Below are 17,724 nucleotides of genomic sequence, written 5' to 3' on the forward strand. Positions count from 1 at the left end.
GCGACGTTATGCGGTATTAGCTACCGTTTCCAGTAGTTATCCCCCTCCATCAGGCAGTTTCCCAGACATTACTCACCCGTCCGCCACTCGTCAGCGAAGCAGCAAGCTGCTTCCTGTTACCGTTCGACTTGCATGTGTTAGGCCTGCCGCCAGCGTTCAATCTGAGCCATGATCAAACTCTTCAATTTAAGTTTGATGCTCTTGAATTAAACTTCGTAATGAATTACGTGTTCACTCAGAGACTTGGTATTCATTTTTTGTCCGAGGACGTTAAGAATCCATGTCACTTTGAGTGCCCACACAGATTGTCTGATAAATTGTTAAAGAGCAGTGCCGCTTCGTTTTCGCTGCGGCGCGGGGTGTGCATATTACGCTTTCCCGCTTCAGAGTCAAGCGTTTGTTTTGCTTTTCTCTGCTGACCCGGCGGCTTGCGTGCCGTTGTTCCGTGTCAGTGGAGGCGCATTATAGGGAGTTATTCTGAGGCTGCAAGTGCAAAGTGAAAATTATTTACCGACTGCTCACTTTCCAGGCAAAACACATCTCAGACATTAATTCTTGCCTGGTTTTTAAACAAAAACGAGCCGCAAGCGGCCCGTTTTTGCGTTTTGTGACTTACTGCACTGCCACAATTCGGTCTTCGTTGGCTTCCAGACGGATAACTTTGCCCGGAACCAGCTCCCCAGAGAGGATTTGCTGCGCCAGCGGGTTTTCGATCTGCTGCTGGATAGCACGTTTTAACGGACGCGCACCATAAACAGGATCGTAACCATTCTCGCTCAGCAGTTTCAGCGCATCGTCGGAAATGTGGATTTCATACCCACGCTCTTCCAGACGTTTGTACAGACGCTGCAACTGGATCTGCGCAATCGACGCAATGTGTTTCTCACCCAGCGGATGGAACACGACCACTTCATCAATACGGTTGATGAACTCCGGACGGAAGTTTTGGCTGACCACACCCAGCACCAGATCTTTCATATGGCTGTAATCCAGCTCACCGAAGCGTTCCTGAATCAAATCGGAACCCAGGTTCGAGGTCATGATCACCACCGTGTTACGGAAGTCGACCGTTCTTCCCTGCCCATCCGTCAGACGCCCATCATCCAGCACCTGCAACAGAATGTTAAACACGTCAGGATGTGCCTTTTCTACTTCATCCAGCAGGATGACGGAATAAGGACGACGGCGAACCGCTTCCGTCAGATAACCGCCCTCTTCATAACCGACATATCCCGGAGGCGCACCGACCAGACGCGAGACGGCGTGTTTCTCCATAAACTCGGACATATCGATACGCACCATCGCGTCATCGCTGTCGAACATAAAGTTAGCCAGCGCTTTACACAGCTCGGTTTTACCGACACCGGTTGGCCCCAGGAACAGGAACGAGCCGATTGGACGATTCGGATCGGACAGCCCCGCACGGCTACGACGAATGGCGTTAGATACCGCTTCGACCGCTTCGTTCTGTCCAATGACGCGCTGATGCAGATCCTGCTCCATACGCAGCAGTTTCTCGCGTTCGCTTTCCATCATGCGAGCCACAGGAATACCCGTCCAGCGCGCCAGCACTTCGGCAATCTCGGCATCCGTCACTTTATTACGCAACAGACGCATGGTTTTGCCTTCCGATTGCGTGGCGATCTCAAGTTGTTTTTCCAGCTCAGGGATCTTGCCGTACTGTAGTTCAGACATCCGTGCCAGATCCCCTACGCGACGCGCCTGCTCAATGGCAATTTTAGCCTGCTCCAGCTCCGCCTTGATTGTCTGGGTGCCAGAGAGGGAGGCTTTCTCAGCTTTCCACTCTTCTTCCAGCTCAGAATACTGACGCTCTTTCTCGTCCAGTTCTTCGTTGAGCATATCAAGGCGTTTCTTGCTCGCTTCATCAGACTCTTTGTTCAGCGCCTGCTGTTCCAGCTTGAGCTGGATAATACGGCGATCGAGTCGGTCCAGCTCTTCCGGTTTCGAGTCAATCTGCATACGGATGCTGGACGCCGCTTCATCGATAAGGTCAATGGCTTTATCCGGCAACTGACGGTCGGCAATGTAACGATGCGAAAGCGTCGCCGCCGCAACGATGGCCGGGTCGGTGATCTGCACGTGATGGTGCAGCTCATAACGCTCTTTCAGACCACGCAAAATGGCGATGGTATCTTCTACGCTTGGTTCAGCGACAAACACCTTCTGGAAACGACGCTCCAGCGCGGCATCTTTTTCAATGTACTGACGGTACTCGTCCAGCGTAGTGGCGCCGACGCAGTGAAGTTCACCGCGCGCCAGCGCAGGTTTCAGCATGTTCCCGGCATCCATTGCGCCGTCAGCTTTACCCGCCCCCACCATGGTGTGCAGTTCGTCGATAAACAGGATGACGTTACCTTCCTGTTTCGCCAGATCGTTCAGCACGCCTTTCAGACGCTCTTCAAATTCACCGCGGTATTTCGCCCCGGCCACCAGCGCGCCCATATCCAGCGCCAGTACGCGACGGCCTTTCAGCCCTTCGGGCACTTCGCCATTAACGATACGCTGCGCCAGCCCTTCAACGATGGCGGTTTTACCGACGCCTGGCTCACCAATCAGCACCGGGTTGTTTTTGGTACGACGTTGCAGTACCTGTATTGTCCGGCGGATTTCTTCGTCGCGGCCGATCACCGGGTCAAGTTTGCCCTGCTCGGCACGTTCGGTCAGGTCGACCGTAAATTTCTTCAAAGCCTGACGTTGGTCTTCGGCTCCCTGGTCGTTCACGCTTTCACCTCCGCGCATTTTCTCAATCGCCTGGGTCACATTAGCGGTGGTTGCACCGGCGGATTTCAGCAGGTCGGTTAAGGTACCGCGTGATTCAAGCGCCGCCAGAACAAACAGCTCTGACGAAATAAAGTTGTCCCCACGTTTTTGCGCCAGCTTGTCGCAAAGGTTCAGCACGCGCACCAGATCCTGCGACGGCTGCACGTCGCCGCCGGTACCTTCTACCTGCGGTAAACGGCTCAGCGCCTGATCGATGGCGGTGCGTAACTGGCCGGCATTAATGCCAGCGGACGTTAATAAAGGACGTACCGATCCCCCTTCCTGATTCAGCAAGGCGCTCATTAAATGAAGAGGTTCGATAAATTGGTTGTCGTGCCCCAGTGCGAGGGACTGGGCATCGGCGAGAGCAAGCTGGAATTTATTAGTAAGACGATCCAGACGCATAACTCCTCCCATAACAGGTCAAATTTGCTACTGGAGATTAAATGAGGTCATCCCTCAATTATTCAAGGTTAATAACCTGAATTATGTGAAAAGAAAACGGCGCGTACCGGATCGTCTTGATTCTTTAGGTTATATCAGCCAAATGAAACTTGCCATACGGCCTGTCGTCTTGTCGCGGCGATAGGAGAAAAAATCACCCTTATCGGTGAAGGTACAGCGATCTCCGCCGAAGATTTGAGTCACACCGACGTTATTCAGGCGCTGGCGGGCAAGCTGGTAAATATCGGCCAGATATTTATCTCCGGAAGCCACGAACGCTTCGACCGCTTGCGGATCTTTTTCCATAAAGGCATCGCGCACTTCGGGCCCGACCTCAAATGCCTGCGGGCCAATCGCCGGGCCAAGCCAGGCGATGAGATTTGCAGAATCGTCCTGGAAGCAGGCGACGGTCTCTTCCAGCACGCCTTCGCACAGGCCTCGCCATCCGGCGTGGGCAGCAGCCACTTCAGTTCCTGCCTGATTGCAGAACAACACCGGCAGGCAATCAGCGGTCATCACCGCGCAAACCGTTCCCGGCGTATTGCTGTACGAAGCATCGGCGCGTTTAGACGCATAGGGCTCACCCGTCAGCTTAAGCACCGCTTTACCGTGCACCTGCTCAAGCCAGACCGGTTTTGAAGGAAGGTTTCCCGCAGCAAAGAGGCGTTTACGGTTCTCTTCAACGTGCTCCAGGTTATCGCCACAATGCGCACCGAGGTTCAGAGACTCCCACGCGCCCTGGCTCACGCCACCGATACGGGTTGAACTACAGGCGGCCACGCCTTCAGGCAGTGGCCACTCCGGGACAATCAGTTTGGTCATAACCAGTCCACGTGATCCTTATGTTCTTCGAAATCTGCGCGCATCGCGTCGATAAGTTCCACCATATCCTGTGGGATCGGCGCATGCCATTCCATCTGAATTCCGGTGATTGGGTGGTAAAGACGCAGCATCGTCGCATGCAGCGCCTGGCGATCGAATTTACGCAGCACGGAGATGAATTCATCCGATGCGCCCTTTGGTGGACGCGGACGACCGCCGTAAACCGGGTCACCCACCAGCGGATGGGTAATATGCGCCATGTGCACGCGGATCTGGTGAGTACGCCCGGTTTCCAGGCGCAGACGCAGGCGCGTATGAATACGGAAATGTTCCATGATGCGGTAATGGGTCACCGCCGGTTTGCCCATCGGGTGTACGGACATATGCGTACGCTTGGTTGGGTGACGGCTGATAGGCTCTTCCACCGTGCCGCCAGAGGTCATATGACCAATCGCCACCGCTTCATACTCACGGGTGATTTCGCGCAGTTGCAACGATTCCACCAGGCGAGTCTGGGCGGGAACCGTCTTCGCCACCACCATCAGACCCGTGGTGTCTTTATCCAGACGGTGAACAATACCGGCACGCGGTACGTCGGCAATCGGCGGATAATAATGAAGGAGTGCGTTAAGTACCGTACCGTCAGGATTGCCCGCGCCCGGGTGAACAACAAAGTCGCGCGGCTTGTTGATGACCAGAATGTCGTCATCTTCGTAGACGATATCCAGCGGGATATCCTGCGGCTCGAAGCGGATTTCCTCTTCGATTTCAGCATTGATGGCGACAGCTTCCCCACCAAACACTTTCTCTTTTGGTTTGTCCCAGATCTTGCCGTTTACCAGCACGCGCTGGTCAAGGATCCATTCTTTTATGCGTGAACGCGAATAATCAGGGAACAATTCGGCCAAAGCCTGATCTAAGCGTTGACCGAGCTGATTTTCGGAGACTGTTGCGGTGAGTTCTACTCGTTGTGCCATAAACTGCTTCTTCGTTTAACGTTGGGTTTTACGGCTTTGCCGTTTAATATAGTGTGCTATTGTAGCTGGTCTTAATCGGGAGCAGGAACTGAGTTTCTCCCGGACAAACATTTGAGGAAAGTCAAAACGTCATGACGCGCATGAAATATCTGGTGGCAGCGGCCACGTTGAGCCTGGCTTTGGTGGGCTGCTCCGGTTCGAATGAACAGGTCCCTGACAATCCGCCGAATGAAATCTATGCGACTGCACAACAAAAGTTGCAGGACGGTAACTGGAAACAGGCGATAACGCAACTGGAAGCGTTGGATAATCGCTATCCGTTTGGTCCGTATTCGCAGCAGGTACAGTTAGATCTTATCTACGCCTACTACAAAAATGCCGATCTGCCGCTGGCTCAGGCAACGATCGATCGTTTCATGCGTCTGAACCCTACCCATCCTAACATCGATTACGTGATGTACATGCGCGGCCTGACTAACATGGCGCTGGATGACAGTGCATTGCAGGGCTTCTTCGGGGTGGATCGTTCTGACCGTGACCCGCAACATGCGCGTGATGCTTTCAATGACTTCTCCAAACTGGTGCGTAGCTACCCGAACAGCCAGTACATTACCGATGCCACTAAGCGTCTGGTGTTCCTGAAAGATCGTCTGGCGAAATATGAGTACTCCGTTGCGGAATACTACACCCGCCGTGGCGCATGGGTTGCCGTGGTTAACCGTGTAGAAGGCATGCTGCGTGATTATCCGGATACCCAAGCCACGCGTGATGGCCTGAAGCTGATGGAAAATGCGTATCGCCAGATGCAGATGACGGCTCAGGCTGACAAAGTGGCGAAAATCATCGCCGCGAACAGCAGCAACACCTGATACCGCTACAACGCATAACGGCAGCCCGCGGGCTGCCGTTTTTTTATTCTTTCAGACTTACGCTGAAGCGGTTTAGCTTCAACACATCCATTCAACTATGACCGCAATTTTTGGCTTCGACAAGGTAAATCTCACCTCTTCCTGCCCTGCCTCACAAAAAAGATTCCCTGACAAAAACCGACAAAATAACGTGATCTAAATCACACATTTTGACATTGGGTCGGGTATGCTGGAATCACCAAGACGGAAAGACAAGAGGTAAAATTTATGACAATGAACATTACCAGTAAACAAATGGAAATTACTCCGGCAATCCGCCAGCACGTCGCAGACCGTCTCGCCAAACTGGATAAATGGCAAACACATTTGATTAATCCACATATCATCCTGTCCAAGGAGCCGCAGGGTTTCATCGCTGATGCAACTATCAATACTCCAAACGGCCATCTGGTCGCCAGCGCAAAACACGAGGATATGTACACCGCAATTAACGATTTGATCAACAAGCTGGAACGGCAGCTCAATAAAGTGCAACACAAAGGTGAAGCACGTCGCGCCGCAACCTCGGTGAAAGACGCCAGCTTCGCGGAAGAAGTTGAAGAAGAGTAATCCTCTAAAATTGAGTGTACCGACAACGCGCCTTCGGGCGCGTTTTTTATTGACAGGATCAAAACAGTGCAGGTACTTTAACCCTATCATTTTCAGGATGACCTTATGAAACAGACGCCGTTTTTCTTCGCATTCTTTTTTACCTTCCCCTGACCGGGAGGCGTTTCGTCGTGTGATAAAGAATGCGAAGACGAACAACAAGGCCTCCCACACCGGGAGGCCTTTTTTATTGATAACGATAAAATGAGACAGACAACACTATGACACCGGAAAACCCGCTCCTGGATTTACGCGTAAAAATCAGTGCACTCGACGAAAAATTACTGGCCCTGCTGGCAGAACGCCGCGCACTCGCCGTTGAAGTGGGAAAAGCCAAGCTCGAGTCCCATCGGCCGGTGCGCGATATCGATCGCGAACGTGATTTACTGGAACGGTTGATTCAACTCGGCAAAGCGCATCATCTGGATGCGCACTACATCACCCGCCTGTTCCAGCTCATCATCGAAGACTCCGTTCTGACGCAACAGGCCCTGCTCCAGCAGCATCTGAACAAAACCAACCCGCACTCTGCTCGTATCGCTTTCCTCGGCCCGAAAGGCTCCTATTCTCATCTGGCGGCTCGCCAGTACGCAGCCCGCCATTTCGAAGAGTTTATTGAGAGCGGTTGCGCGAAATTTGCAGACATTTTCAACCAGGTCGAAACCGGCCAGGCAGATTACGCCGTGGTGCCTATTGAGAACACCAGTTCCGGCGCCATCAACGATGTTTACGATTTGCTCCAGCACACCAGCCTGTCGTTAGTCGGCGAGTTGACCATCCCTATCGATCACTGTGTGCTGGTCTCTGGCTCAACCGATCTGAGTCAGATCGAAACGGTATACAGTCACCCGCAGCCGTTCCAGCAGTGCAGCCAGTTCCTGAACCGTTATCCGCACTGGAAAATTGAGTACACCGAAAGCACCTCGGCGGCGATGGAAAAAGTGGCGCAGGCAAACTCTCCTGCCGTCGCGGCTCTCGGTAGCGAAGCGGGCGGCGCGCTGTATGGCTTACAGGTGCTGGAACGCAATCTGGCCAACCAGACGCAGAATATCACCCGTTTCGTGGTTCTGGCCCGCAAGGCCATCAACGTGTCGGACCAGGTCCCGGCGAAAACCACCCTGTTGATGGCGACCGGCCAGCAGGCGGGTGCGCTGGTTGAAGCGCTGCTGGTGCTGCGTAATCACAACCTGATCATGACGAAGCTGGAATCCCGCCCAATACATGGCAACCCGTGGGAAGAGATGTTCTATCTCGACGTTCAGGCCAACCTGGAGTCTGCATCCATGCAGAAAGCCCTGCGCGAACTGGGCGAGATCACACGCTCCATGAAAGTGCTGGGCTGCTATCCGAGCGAAACCGTGGTCCCGGTCGATCCGGCTTAATGTTCGATAAAGCGGCTTTTCTTCATCCCTGCCACATTTACAGGCAGGGTGAAGATGGCACCGGAAAGCGGGTATTTCTCCAGCTCCTCCGCCTCCATATTTTCCCGCGTGGTGGTGATAAACAGCGTTTTCATATCGTCGCCGCCAAAGCAGACCATTGTCGGGCAGCGTACCGGCAGCCGGTGCTCTTCCAGCTGTTCGCCTTGCGGTGAAAACCGTGCGATACGCCAGCCGTCAAACAGTGCGCTCCAGTAGCAGCCTTCCTCATCCATTGCCGCACCGTCGGGAATACCGTCTCCCTCGCTAAACCGGCGAAACTCTTCGCGCTTACCGGGTTCCCCCTGCTCATCAAGCGGCGTACGGTAGATCACACCGTTCGGCGTATCAGAAGTAAACATCCACCGTTTGTCAGGACTAAACGCTAAACCGTTATGCCCCTGGATATCGCACTGGATCACTTTCGGCGTCAGGTCGTTGTCGATACGCATCAACATGGCCCCGTTATAATCTCCCGGCCCCCAGAACGTGCCCGCATAAAACCGTCCCTGATGATCGGTACCGCCATCGTTAAAACGTGCAAGCTGCGGGTTGGATGGGTTATCGCAAACCTTACGCTGGAGCAGGCCGTGTTTATCGGTCAGCCAGATGGCGTTTCGCATCGCGACGATAAATCCGCCGCGTTCACGCAGGGCAAAACACCCAACTTCTTCATGGAATGAGAGCACCGAGTGTTCCGCGGTGGGCAGATGGTACCGATGGATCTCCCCTTCCAGGATATCCGCCCAGTAGAGCGCCTTCTCTTCTGCACTCCACGTCGGGCATTCAGGCAGATGCCCGGTATAGTTCAACAGCAGCTGCGGTTCAGCCATGACAGTTCCCCAAAATGAAAAAAGCCAGCAATGCTGGCTTTCAGTATATACATCATCAGATTACTGGCGACTGTCATTTGCCTGGCGCAACAGCGTGCGGCTTTCACTCTGGAATCGCGTGGCGTAATCACCGAACCAGTGCTCCACTTTACGGAAACTGTCGATAAACGCTTGTTTATCGCCGTGTTCCAGCAAAGTGATCGCTTCGCCAAAACGCTGATAGTAGCGCTTGATCAGCGCCAGGTTATTTTCAGACGACATGATGATGTCGGCGTAAAGCTGTGGATCCTGGGCAAACAGTCGCCCGACCATCGCCAGCTCCAGACGATAGATTGGCGAGGAAAGCGCCAGCAATTGTTCAAGCTGAACGTTCTCTTCCGCCAGGTGCAGACCATAGGCGAAGGTTGCAAAGTGGCGCAGCGCCTGAATAAACGCCATGTTCTGGTCATGCTCAACCGCACTGATACGGTGCAAACGTGCCCCCCAGACCTGAATCTGTTCCAGGAACCACTGATACGCTTCCGGCTGACGACCGTCGCAGTAAACCACTACCTGCTTCGCCAGGCTGCCGCTGTCCGGGCCAAACATCGGGTGTAACCCAAGCACGGGCCCGGTGTGCGCCGCCAGCATTGCCTGTAGAGGACCATTTTTAACGGACGCCAGATCCACCAGAATGCAATCTTCCGGCAGCGGAGGAAGTTTCGCGATAATCTGCTCCGTCACATGAATCGGTACGCTGACGATAACCATTCCGGCATCCTTCATGAGTTCCGGTGCATGCGGCCAGTCCTCTTTTTCCAGGATGCGCACCTGATAGCCAGAAAGCGTCAGCATTTTTTCAAACAGACGCCCCATCTGGCCGCCGCCACCGACAATCACCACCGGACGCAGCGACGGACAGAGGGTTTTGAAGCCCTTGTCGTTTTCGCTGGAATAGGATTCCCGCATCACACGACGCAGGACATCTTCAATTAAGTCCGGTGAAACGCCCAGCGCCTGTGCCTCTTTACGGCGGGAGGCGAGCATAGAGGCCTCACGCTCCGGAACGTAAATTGGCAGGCCGTATTTGCTTTTAACTTCGCCGACCTCAGCAACCAGTGCCATGCGGCGCGCCAGCAGGTCCAGCAACGCCTTATCCACTTCATCAATTTGATCGCGTAATGCGGTCAATTCAGCAACCATAACTATCCTCTTATGCCAGACGCGTCGCCAGCTGGCCGTTCAAATCTTTGTGGATCTCACGCAGTAGCGTATCAGTGGTTTCCCAGCTGATGCAGGCATCCGTGACTGAGACGCCGGGCTTCATCGCGCTACGCGGCTGTTCCGATGACTGATTGCCTTCATGAATATTACTTTCAATCATCAGGCCGATAATTGAACGGTTACCATCTTTAATCTGTGCAATCACAGATTCTGCAACCGCAGGCTGGCGACGGTAATCTTTATTCGAATTACCATGACTGCAATCTACCATCAGCGCCGGACGCAGTCCCGCCTGTTCCATCTCTTTTTCACACTGCGCGACATCCGCCGGGCTGTAGTTTGGCGCTTTACCGCCGCGCAGGATCACATGCCCGTCCGGGTTGCCCTGAGTTTGCAGCAGGCATACCTGGCCCGCCTGGTTGATCCCGACAAAACGATGGGGCATAGCGGCGGCGCGCATGGCGTTAATCGCCGTAGCCAGGCTGCCGTCGGTACCGTTTTTAAAACCAACCGGCATAGACAGGCCAGACGCCATCTCGCGGTGGGTTTGCGACTCGGTGGTGCGCGCCCCAATCGCAGACCAGCTAAACAGATCGCCGAGGTACTGCGGGCTGTTCGGATCCAGCGCTTCGGTTGCCAGCGGCAGCCCCATGCTGACCAGCTCCACCAGCAGGCGACGCGCAATCTTCAGGCCCGCTTCCACATCAAACGAGCCATCCATGTGCGGATCGTTAATCAACCCTTTCCAGCCAACCGTAGTACGTGGCTTTTCAAAATAGACGCGCATCACCAGATAGAGGCTATCGCTGACCTCCTCCGCTAATGCTTTAAATCGACGAGCGTACTCAATGGCGGTTTCAGGATCGTGAATGGAGCAAGGACCACATACCACCAGCAGGCGCGGATCGCGGCCTGCGATAATGTCAGAAATGGTCTGGCGCGAGTGCTCAATCTGAGCTTCCTGCGCGACGCTCAGCGGGAATTCCGCCTTCAGTTGATCCGGGGTGATTAACACCTGTTCGTCAGTGATATGTACGTTGTTCAGCGCGTCTTTTTGCATGATTGCGATCCTGTCAAACTCGTTTGCGATAGTGGTTTTCCTCGAAGAGGTGACACAACGATATCACATCAAGTAAAGATTTCAATCCAAAATACGTACACATTACTTTACAGAAGCCCTTTAATTGCAAAATTAATGGCCTAAAACCGTAAATTTAAAATTACACACGCACACTTGTAAGCCAGGCTATGCTCACAAAAAGGAGAATAGCCATGCGTTCAATTACTCTCATGTTGTTGTCGCTGATTTTGTCGGGTTGCCAGATCAATCCTTATACTTTTCAGCCTGGCTGGACCAGCCCGGACTGGTTCACTGCCGGTAAAGAAGACGCTATGAATGGTGTTCCGGTTAAAGATAATCAGGCTCTGGCCGATAGTTTTAATGACCCTCAGGTTGATCGAGGGGAATATCTTCGTGGCTACGCTGACGGACAGAAAAAAATATGCGAAGAGGGCTTTATTCACGCCTGGGGATTAGCGGGAAAATCATTTCCTGCCAGCTGCGATACAACTGAAAATGCAGTAAAACTGCATGAATCCTGGCAACAAGGATTGGATGAAAGTATGCGTTCCAGCAGGCTTAATTGAGCCTGCCTTAATTCCTCTGAATATAGCTCACTGTAAGATTTAGCTTAGGTCAAAACAGGGATATTTCTGACATAATGACGGCTTTGATAAACAATGGTATTCTGCCGACAATTCTTAAGGACATCTATTTCCGGGGCGGTTTGGCGGATTCTGATGAGAAATGCAATCTTGATCGCTTTGCTCCGACTCCCCCTGGCGCTAATGCTGTTCATTTTAGTGGCCCCTGCAAAGGCAGGCTCGTTCACTGAAACGGATAAATCAGTACGTTCGATTGTTTCTGGTATTGTGAGCTACACCCGATGGCCAGCACTTTCTGGCCAGCCTAAGCTCTGTATTTATGCCTCTTCCCATTACAGACAGGCGCTCAGCAGTGAAGATGAACACAACCCGTTGCCCTATAGTCCTGTCATTGTGCATAGCGATCGGGAAGCACTCACAGCAAGGTGCGATGCCCTCTATTTCGGGAGCGAGTCGCCAGCAAAACAACAGGAAATAATAAATCAATATCAGGACCAGGCGTTGCTATTAATGTCAGAACAAAATCCTGAATGCGTTATTGGCAGCGCATTTTGTCTGATAATAGAGCACAACCAGGTCAGGTTTTCCGTAAATCTGGATGCGCTGGCGCGCAGTGGCGTAAGAGTCAATCCGGATGTATTAATGCTCGCACGGAATAAGAAGCATGAATAAGGAAGTCGTACCAACACCGCGTCCGACGTTTAAAAGAACGTTGCGGCGAATCAGCATGATAAGCGTCATTATAACGATGACGTTTATATGGTTGCTGCTGTGTTTCGCTTCCGTGGTGACATTAAAGCAATACGCGCAAAAAAACCTCGAACTTACCGGCGCCACCATGAGCCACAGCCTTGAAGCCTCTCTGGTGTTCAACGATGCCGTGGCAGCAAATGAAACGCTGGCGACCCTCGGCAAGCAGGGGCAGTTTGCCGTGGCGGAAGTGCTTAATGCACATCATAAACGGTTTGCCTGGTGGTCGTGGAACCCGGCGGATAATACCGACACGCTGGGCGCGCTGGTCAACCGGTGGCTGTTCCCTGTTCCTGTCGCACAGCCCATCATACATAACGGCAATGTGATTGGCGAAATTCGTCTGACCGCACGCGACAGCCTGATTAGCCACTTTATCTGGCTCTCGTTTGCAGTCCTCACCGGGTGCATTCTTTTTGCTTCTGCCGTCGCATTGACCATCACCCGCTCGCTACATCATGGCATGGTTGTTGAAATGCAAAACATCACTGACGTTGTGCATGACGTTCGCACCAACCGCAACTTTTCTCGCCGGGTAACGGAAGGCCGCATTGAAGAGTTCCACCAGTTTGGAGAAGACTTCAACAGCCTGCTGGATGAAATGGAAGAGTGGCAGCTCAAACTACAGGCGAAAAACGCTCAACTGTTGCGTACCGCCATGCACGATCCGCTCACGGGGCTTGCAAACCGCGCCGCGTTTCGCAACAACATTGCAGCATTAATGAATGACGCTTCGGCAAAAACCAATTCCGCCCTGCTATTTCTGGACGGTGATAACTTCAAGTTTATCAATGACACCTGGGGTCATGCCGCGGGTGACTGCGTTCTGATCGAAGCCGCAAAAAGGATGGTCGAATTTGGCGAAAAACGTCATCAGTCTTACCGTCTTGGCGGCGACGAATTTGCCATGATCCTTTACGGCGTCCACACCGCGCGTGAGGTCGAATATATTTGCGCTGCGCTGTCGCAGCAATTTATCCGTCCGTTTGATCTGCATAACGGGCACACAGCATCAATGTCACTCAGCATTGGCTTTGCTCTGGCATGGGAAAATGCCTCCGTTGAGGCCTTACTGGAGCAAGCCGATCGCAATATGTATCTGGTCAAAAACCAGCGTTCGAAAACAATATCCTGAAAGGAAGACGATATGTTAAAGCGATATTTTGCGCCGTTGTTACTGGCATCACTGGCAATGTCCGGATGCCAGTCATCCCCTGAAGGGAAATTCACGCCAGAGCAAATCGCGGCCATGAAATCCTATGGCTTTAACGAACTGAATGGCGACTGGTCTCTGGGCCTGTCAGATAAGATCCTGTTTGATAAAAATGACGCCAGGCTGCGCCCGGAAAGTGAAACGCAGATCCAGACTATGGCCTCACGCCTGGCGGCAACCGGCCTGAACCACGCCCGGATGGATGGCCATACGGATAACTATGGCGAAGAGAGCTACAACGAAGCGCTTTCGTTAAAACGTGCCAATGTTGTGGCGGATGCCTGGGCGAAGGGCGCGAACATCCCGCGCAGCAACCTCACCACGCGGGGCTTAGGCAAAAAATACCCTGTCAGCAGCAACCGCACTGCACAGGGGCGCGCTGAAAACCGCCGGGTTGCGGTAGTCATCAGCACGCCTTAAGGCTATTTAACGGATGTTCCGGCGAGCGACACGCCTGAAACCGCTCGCCAGCGCAGCCAGTCAATCACAATAAAGACCACCAGACTGACGCCCATTACTGGCAACGCCAGCCCCAGCAGGAGGCTTATCAGGAACGTCACTCCCCTTCCCCACAGCGGCAATGCCAGCCAGCTTTGACAGAGCGTCTGTACCGGGTTCGCGGCTGACGTTGCAGGGCGACGCATCCACCACATCCGGTATCCCCAGATAATCAACACGCACAGCGCAACGCCAAACGCGATGAGCAGCAGCTGATTTGCCAGACCAAACAGGATCCCCATATGGAAATCCACGCCCCAGCGGGTGAGTTTAGCCATCAGCGGGAAATCCCCGAAGCGAGTGCTGTCCAGCACCTTCAGTGAGTGGGGATCCACGGCAACGGCACCAACCTGCGTCGGCCAGCGGCGATCGATTTCCGTCACCGTCCAGGCCTGGTCGTCCCTGCTTGCCGGGCGGATCTCAACCTTTTTCGCATCAATTCCTGACTGGCGGGCGGCCTGCAATACGCTGTCAAAAAGCGACAGTTCAACAGGCATTTCAGGCATCGTCATTCCCCCGTGATGACCACGATGTTCGGCGTGTTCATCCCTCATTTCCGGCGCACCGGAAAGGGTGGTATTTACCTGCGGCGTCAGCCAGTTCATCTCTGCACGCAGCTTATCGACGTTGCCACCGGCCCATTGTGACCAGGTTAACCCGGTGACTGAGAACAGCAGCATTCCCGTCAGTAACGTCCAGCCTAAGATCACATGCAGGCGACGACGATTCTGGAAACGATTGTTAATACGGCGCTTCGGTCGGGTGTAGAACCACAGCGCGATCCCGCCCAGGGCAGCAACCCACATCCACGAGGCGGCTAACTCGCTATAGAGGCGCCCGATGTTGCCCAGCATCAGCGAGGTATGCAGATAATCGATAGTCTGACGCAGCGGTAAAATCCCGCTGGTGCCGTACACAGTCATATCCCCTCGAACCTCAAGGCTGGCGGGATCAATAAAAATAGCCCGATGCTCGGAGGGACCCAGCGCCGGGTCGGCAAACATCACGCGGGTCGTTTCACCCTCTTCCAGCCCCGGACGAACAGCATGTAAACGCAGCGCTGAACCCACGACCTTTTCTGCCACGGCAATTTGTTCAGCAAGAGGCTGCGCCTCACCAACGGCATCCGTGTGGAGTGCATAATGGTACAGCGCATTTTCAAGCTGCGGCGTGGCGACATACAGCGTACCGGTCAGCGCTGCGAAGAAGATAAACGGACCGACAAACAGCCCGATATAGAAATGGAGGCGACGCAGCAGGTTTCCCCATGCCGCGCGCGGAGTGCAGGTAGTCATACTTTTCCTTTTTAAGGCAAAAAGTGAGTGATTTTGTTTTAAAGGGAGAAAGCAGACCGACGCGGCGGCGCGCGGGTATCGGGGTAAAGCCAGGGGAAAAAGTGCCAGTGGCTGACCGCCTGACGAGGCGGCTTCACGCCCAGCCGCTGCAACACCACGCTGAGCAGAACGATAAGCGCCAGCATCACGCCCGGTACATGCGCTAACAGCACGCAGTAGCCGCATGCTTCAGCATGGTCAACTGGCATAGAATGCGGCATATCACCATGATGCTCGTCCACCGACATCATGCTCATGTCGTGGTGCATACCCGGCATGGCGCTCATGGGATCTTTTTGCAGCGAGACGGAGATCAGCGGCGCCACGACGATCAGCAGGATCGCAAACAGCGCGGTCAATGCCGCTGCGCGTTTCCAGCTATGCTGATGCAGTACGTTATCCACTTACCCTCCACCCAAGAGGCGAACATTGTAAATGATTTATGACGGAAGGGTTAACGCGAGAGGTGCGATGGGATAAAAAAAGGGCCAGCCTTTCGGCCAGCCCTTTCTAACAGGATGTCGCTTAAGCGAATCTTAGTTCAGACGCTCTTTAATACGAGCAGACTTACCAGTACGCTCACGCAGGTAGTACAGTTTAGCTTTACGTACAGCACCACGACGTTTAACAGCAATGCTGTCAACTACCGGAGAGTGAGTCTGGAAGACACGCTCAACGCCTTCGCCGTTGGAAATTTTACGAACAGTGAATGCAGAGTGCAGACCGCGGTTACGAATAGCGATAACCACGCCCTCGAATGCCTGCAGACGTTTTTTGGAACCTTCAACAACCCATACTTTCACTTCCACGGTGTCACCTGGACGGAAGGAAGGTACGTCCTGCTTCATCTGCTCTTGTTCAAGTTGCTTAATAATGTTGCTCATAATTTAATCTCTTATCCTGGGTAAACTGATATTCGGGAGCGTATTACGCTTTCCCATCATGTTCATGCTGCTGGTGCGCGTGTTCAGTTTTGAACTCGGCCAGCAACTTTGCTTGCTCTTCAGTCAGAGCCAGGTTTTCCAGAAGTTCAGGTCTTCTAAGCCAGGTTCGGCCCAGCGACTGCTTCAAACGCCAGCGACGTATCTCGGCATGGTTTCCAGACAGTAACACTGCCGGGACTTCCATCCCTTCTAACACTTCAGGACGAGTATAGTGTGGACAGTCCAGCAACCCATCGGCAAAGGAATCTTCCGTTGCCGAAGCTTCATGGCCCAGAACCCCCGGAATAAACCGGGCGACGGAGTCAATCAGCGTCATTGCCGGTAACTCACCACCGCTGAGAACGTAATCGCCGATAGACCATTCTTCGTCAATCTCGGTTTGAATTACGCGCTCATCTATTCCTTCGTAGCGACCACAGACCAGAATCAGTTTTTGATTCGTCGCCAGTTCGCTCACGCCCGCTTGATCAAGCTTGCGTCCCTGAGGTGACAGATAAATCACCTTCGCGCCTTCACCTGCCGCGGCTTTTGCTGTGTGAATGGCGTCCCGTAAGGGTTGCACCATCATCAACATCCCCGGTCCGCCGCCGTAAGGACGATCGTCCACGGTACGGTGCCGGTCGTGCGTGAAGTCACGAGGACTCCAGCTCTGGATGCTCAGCAGGCCATTCTTTACTGCCCGGCCAGTTACCCCGTAATCGGTAATCGCGCGGAACATTTCAGGAAACAGGCTAATTATGCCAATCCACATAGCGCCGTCTTTTACCGTTTATCCGGAGAATTTAAAAACCAGGATCCCAATCTACTTCAATGGTTTGAGTAGTGAGATCGACTTTCTTGATAACCTGTCCATCGAGGAACGGAACCAACCGCTCCTTGATGCCAAATGCATCTTTCAGGTTTGCCTTAATGACGAGAACGTCATTTGACCCGGTTTCCATCATGTCGATGACTTTCCCCAGGCTGTAGCCTTCAGTGGTCACTACCTGGCAACCCATAAGGTCTTTCCAGTAGTAGTCACCCTCTTCCAGCTGCGGCAACTGCGACGAATCCACGACAATCTCACAATTAGTCAGCGCATTCGCGGCATCACGATCGTCAATGCCTTTCAGCTTGATGATGATGTCCTGATTGTGGTGACGCCAGCTTTCCAGCTCGACCTCTTCCCACTTACCGGCTTTCTGGATAAACCAGGGCTGGTAATCAAAAATGCTATCAGCGTCTTCAGTGGAGGAAAACACTCTGAGCCAACCACGGATACCGTAGCAAGAACCCATTTTTCCCAATACGATCGGTTCAACAGGTGCTTTATTGCTCATCATGAC

The 17,724-nt window shown here is 53.3% G+C and carries 19 protein-coding genes, 1 rRNA gene and 1 other annotated feature; of the genes, 8 read left to right on the forward strand and 12 right to left on the reverse strand.

All coding sequences use genetic code 11. The features are described from left to right. From ACOTXL_RS22225 to rluD, 4 genes are all read right to left on the reverse strand, one after another. Nucleotides 1–188, reverse strand: a 16S ribosomal RNA gene (locus tag ACOTXL_RS22225); the annotation flags it as partial. Nucleotides 189–612: 424 nt separating this feature from the next. Then, nucleotides 613–3,186: an ATP-dependent chaperone ClpB gene (gene clpB, locus ACOTXL_RS22230; protein ID WP_003863168.1), complete on the reverse strand. Its 2,574-nt coding sequence runs from the start codon at nucleotides 3,184–3,186 to the stop codon at nucleotides 613–615. Nucleotides 3,187–3,315: 129 nt separating this feature from the next. Then, nucleotides 3,316–4,047 (reverse strand): purine nucleoside phosphorylase YfiH, encoded by a 732-nt coding sequence (gene yfiH, locus ACOTXL_RS22235; protein ID WP_045346109.1) that lies wholly within the window; start codon nucleotides 4,045–4,047, stop codon nucleotides 3,316–3,318. Next, a complete protein-coding gene (gene rluD, locus ACOTXL_RS22240) occupies nucleotides 4,044–5,024 on the reverse strand; it encodes a 23S rRNA pseudouridine(1911/1915/1917) synthase RluD (RefSeq protein ID WP_003863165.1) in 981 nt (326 codons plus the stop codon). Before rluD ends, yfiH begins: the two co-directional genes overlap by 4 nt. Before the next feature lie 131 nt (nucleotides 5,025–5,155). On the opposite strand from rluD, the gene bamD reads away from it, so the two are divergent. The 4 genes from bamD (at nucleotide 5,156) to pheA (ending at nucleotide 7,923) form a co-directional block, all read left to right on the forward strand. After that, nucleotides 5,156–5,893, forward strand: a complete 738-nt coding sequence (bamD, locus tag ACOTXL_RS22245) for an outer membrane protein assembly factor BamD (RefSeq protein WP_003863164.1) — start codon at nucleotides 5,156–5,158, stop codon at nucleotides 5,891–5,893. Between the two features lie 267 nt (nucleotides 5,894–6,160). Then, nucleotides 6,161–6,502, forward strand: a complete 342-nt coding sequence (gene raiA, locus ACOTXL_RS22250; protein ID WP_003863162.1) for a ribosome-associated translation inhibitor RaiA — start codon at nucleotides 6,161–6,163, stop codon at nucleotides 6,500–6,502. Nucleotides 6,503–6,606: 104 nt separating this feature from the next. Continuing rightward, nucleotides 6,607–6,732, forward strand: a sequence feature (Phe leader region). Continuing rightward, a complete protein-coding gene (gene pheL / locus ACOTXL_RS22255) occupies nucleotides 6,608–6,655 on the forward strand; it encodes a pheA operon leader peptide PheL (protein ID WP_100229775.1) in 48 nt (15 codons plus the stop codon). Its footprint overlaps the feature before it by 48 nt. A gap of 30 nt (nucleotides 6,733–6,762) precedes the next feature. Continuing rightward, the gene (gene pheA / locus ACOTXL_RS22260; RefSeq protein ID WP_003863160.1) at nucleotides 6,763–7,923 is read left to right on the forward strand and encodes a bifunctional chorismate mutase/prephenate dehydratase; all 1,161 of its coding nucleotides are present in this window, start codon (nucleotides 6,763–6,765) and stop codon (nucleotides 7,921–7,923) included. Here pheA and ACOTXL_RS22265 read toward each other — a convergent pair. Genes ACOTXL_RS22265 through aroF form a run of 3 tightly spaced genes read right to left on the reverse strand, consistent with a single transcriptional unit; the run spans nucleotide 7,920 to nucleotide 11,055 of the window. Beyond that, nucleotides 7,920–8,792 carry an SMP-30/gluconolactonase/LRE family protein gene (locus tag ACOTXL_RS22265; RefSeq protein WP_032609874.1) on the reverse strand — a complete coding sequence of 291 codons (873 nt, stop codon included), beginning with the start codon at nucleotides 8,790–8,792 and terminating at the stop codon, nucleotides 7,920–7,922. The genes pheA and ACOTXL_RS22265 overlap by 4 nt on opposite strands. Nucleotides 8,793–8,852: 60 nt before the next feature. Continuing rightward, nucleotides 8,853–9,974 carry a bifunctional chorismate mutase/prephenate dehydrogenase gene (gene tyrA, locus ACOTXL_RS22270; protein ID WP_022649060.1) on the reverse strand — a complete coding sequence of 374 codons (1,122 nt, stop codon included), beginning with the start codon at nucleotides 9,972–9,974 and terminating at the stop codon, nucleotides 8,853–8,855. Between the two features lie 10 nt (nucleotides 9,975–9,984). Then, nucleotides 9,985–11,055: a 3-deoxy-7-phosphoheptulonate synthase AroF gene (gene aroF / locus ACOTXL_RS22275; protein ID WP_045351116.1), complete on the reverse strand. Its 1,071-nt coding sequence runs from the start codon at nucleotides 11,053–11,055 to the stop codon at nucleotides 9,985–9,987. 212 nt (nucleotides 11,056–11,267) lie between these two features. Between aroF and ACOTXL_RS22280 the strand changes: the two genes are divergently transcribed. The 4 genes from ACOTXL_RS22280 (at nucleotide 11,268) to ACOTXL_RS22295 (ending at nucleotide 14,043) form a co-directional block, all read left to right on the forward strand. After that, entirely contained in the window at nucleotides 11,268–11,642 is a 375-nt protein-coding gene (locus ACOTXL_RS22280) for a DUF2799 domain-containing protein (RefSeq protein ID WP_003863151.1), read from the forward strand. Nucleotides 11,643–11,795: 153 nt separating this feature from the next. Further along, nucleotides 11,796–12,332: a YfiR family protein gene (locus tag ACOTXL_RS22285; protein ID WP_023323613.1), complete on the forward strand. Its 537-nt coding sequence runs from the start codon at nucleotides 11,796–11,798 to the stop codon at nucleotides 12,330–12,332. Continuing rightward, nucleotides 12,325–13,545 (forward strand): diguanylate cyclase DgcN, encoded by a 1,221-nt coding sequence (gene dgcN, locus ACOTXL_RS22290; protein ID WP_003863147.1) that lies wholly within the window; start codon nucleotides 12,325–12,327, stop codon nucleotides 13,543–13,545. The genes ACOTXL_RS22285 and dgcN overlap by 8 nt, the downstream gene beginning before the upstream one ends. Before the next feature lie 12 nt (nucleotides 13,546–13,557). Beyond that, nucleotides 13,558–14,043, forward strand: a complete 486-nt coding sequence (locus ACOTXL_RS22295; protein ID WP_003863144.1) for an OmpA family protein — start codon at nucleotides 13,558–13,560, stop codon at nucleotides 14,041–14,043. 2 nt (nucleotides 14,044–14,045) lie between these two features. On the opposite strand, the gene ACOTXL_RS22300 is transcribed toward ACOTXL_RS22295, so the two are convergent. The 5 genes from ACOTXL_RS22300 to rimM all read right to left on the reverse strand — a co-directional run bounded on the left by ACOTXL_RS22300 (nucleotide 14,046) and on the right by rimM (nucleotide 17,721). Further along, nucleotides 14,046–15,416 carry a PepSY-associated TM helix domain-containing protein gene (locus tag ACOTXL_RS22300; protein WP_045351115.1) on the reverse strand — a complete coding sequence of 457 codons (1,371 nt, stop codon included), beginning with the start codon at nucleotides 15,414–15,416 and terminating at the stop codon, nucleotides 14,046–14,048. Between the two features lie 38 nt (nucleotides 15,417–15,454). Further along, nucleotides 15,455–15,859 carry a DUF2946 domain-containing protein gene (locus ACOTXL_RS22305; RefSeq protein WP_045351114.1) on the reverse strand — a complete coding sequence of 135 codons (405 nt, stop codon included), beginning with the start codon at nucleotides 15,857–15,859 and terminating at the stop codon, nucleotides 15,455–15,457. 132 nt (nucleotides 15,860–15,991) lie between these two features. Then, complete coding sequence (rplS, locus tag ACOTXL_RS22310) at nucleotides 15,992–16,339, reverse strand: 50S ribosomal protein L19 (protein WP_002914145.1); 348 nt, start codon at nucleotides 16,337–16,339, stop codon at nucleotides 15,992–15,994. A 43-nt stretch (nucleotides 16,340–16,382) separates the two neighbouring features. Next, nucleotides 16,383–17,150 carry a tRNA (guanosine(37)-N1)-methyltransferase TrmD gene (gene trmD / locus ACOTXL_RS22315; RefSeq protein ID WP_003863138.1) on the reverse strand — a complete coding sequence of 256 codons (768 nt, stop codon included), beginning with the start codon at nucleotides 17,148–17,150 and terminating at the stop codon, nucleotides 16,383–16,385. A 31-nt stretch (nucleotides 17,151–17,181) separates the two neighbouring features. Then, nucleotides 17,182–17,721, reverse strand: coding sequence for a ribosome maturation factor RimM (gene rimM / locus ACOTXL_RS22320; protein WP_003863136.1), 540 nt, complete (start codon nucleotides 17,719–17,721; stop codon nucleotides 17,182–17,184). Nucleotides 17,722–17,724: the final 3 nt, after the last annotated feature.

This window comes from Enterobacter cloacae complex sp. IR5402, from assembly GCF_049238125.1.
GTDB classification, from domain to species: Bacteria; Pseudomonadota; Gammaproteobacteria; order Enterobacterales; family Enterobacteriaceae; genus Enterobacter; species Enterobacter hormaechei_C.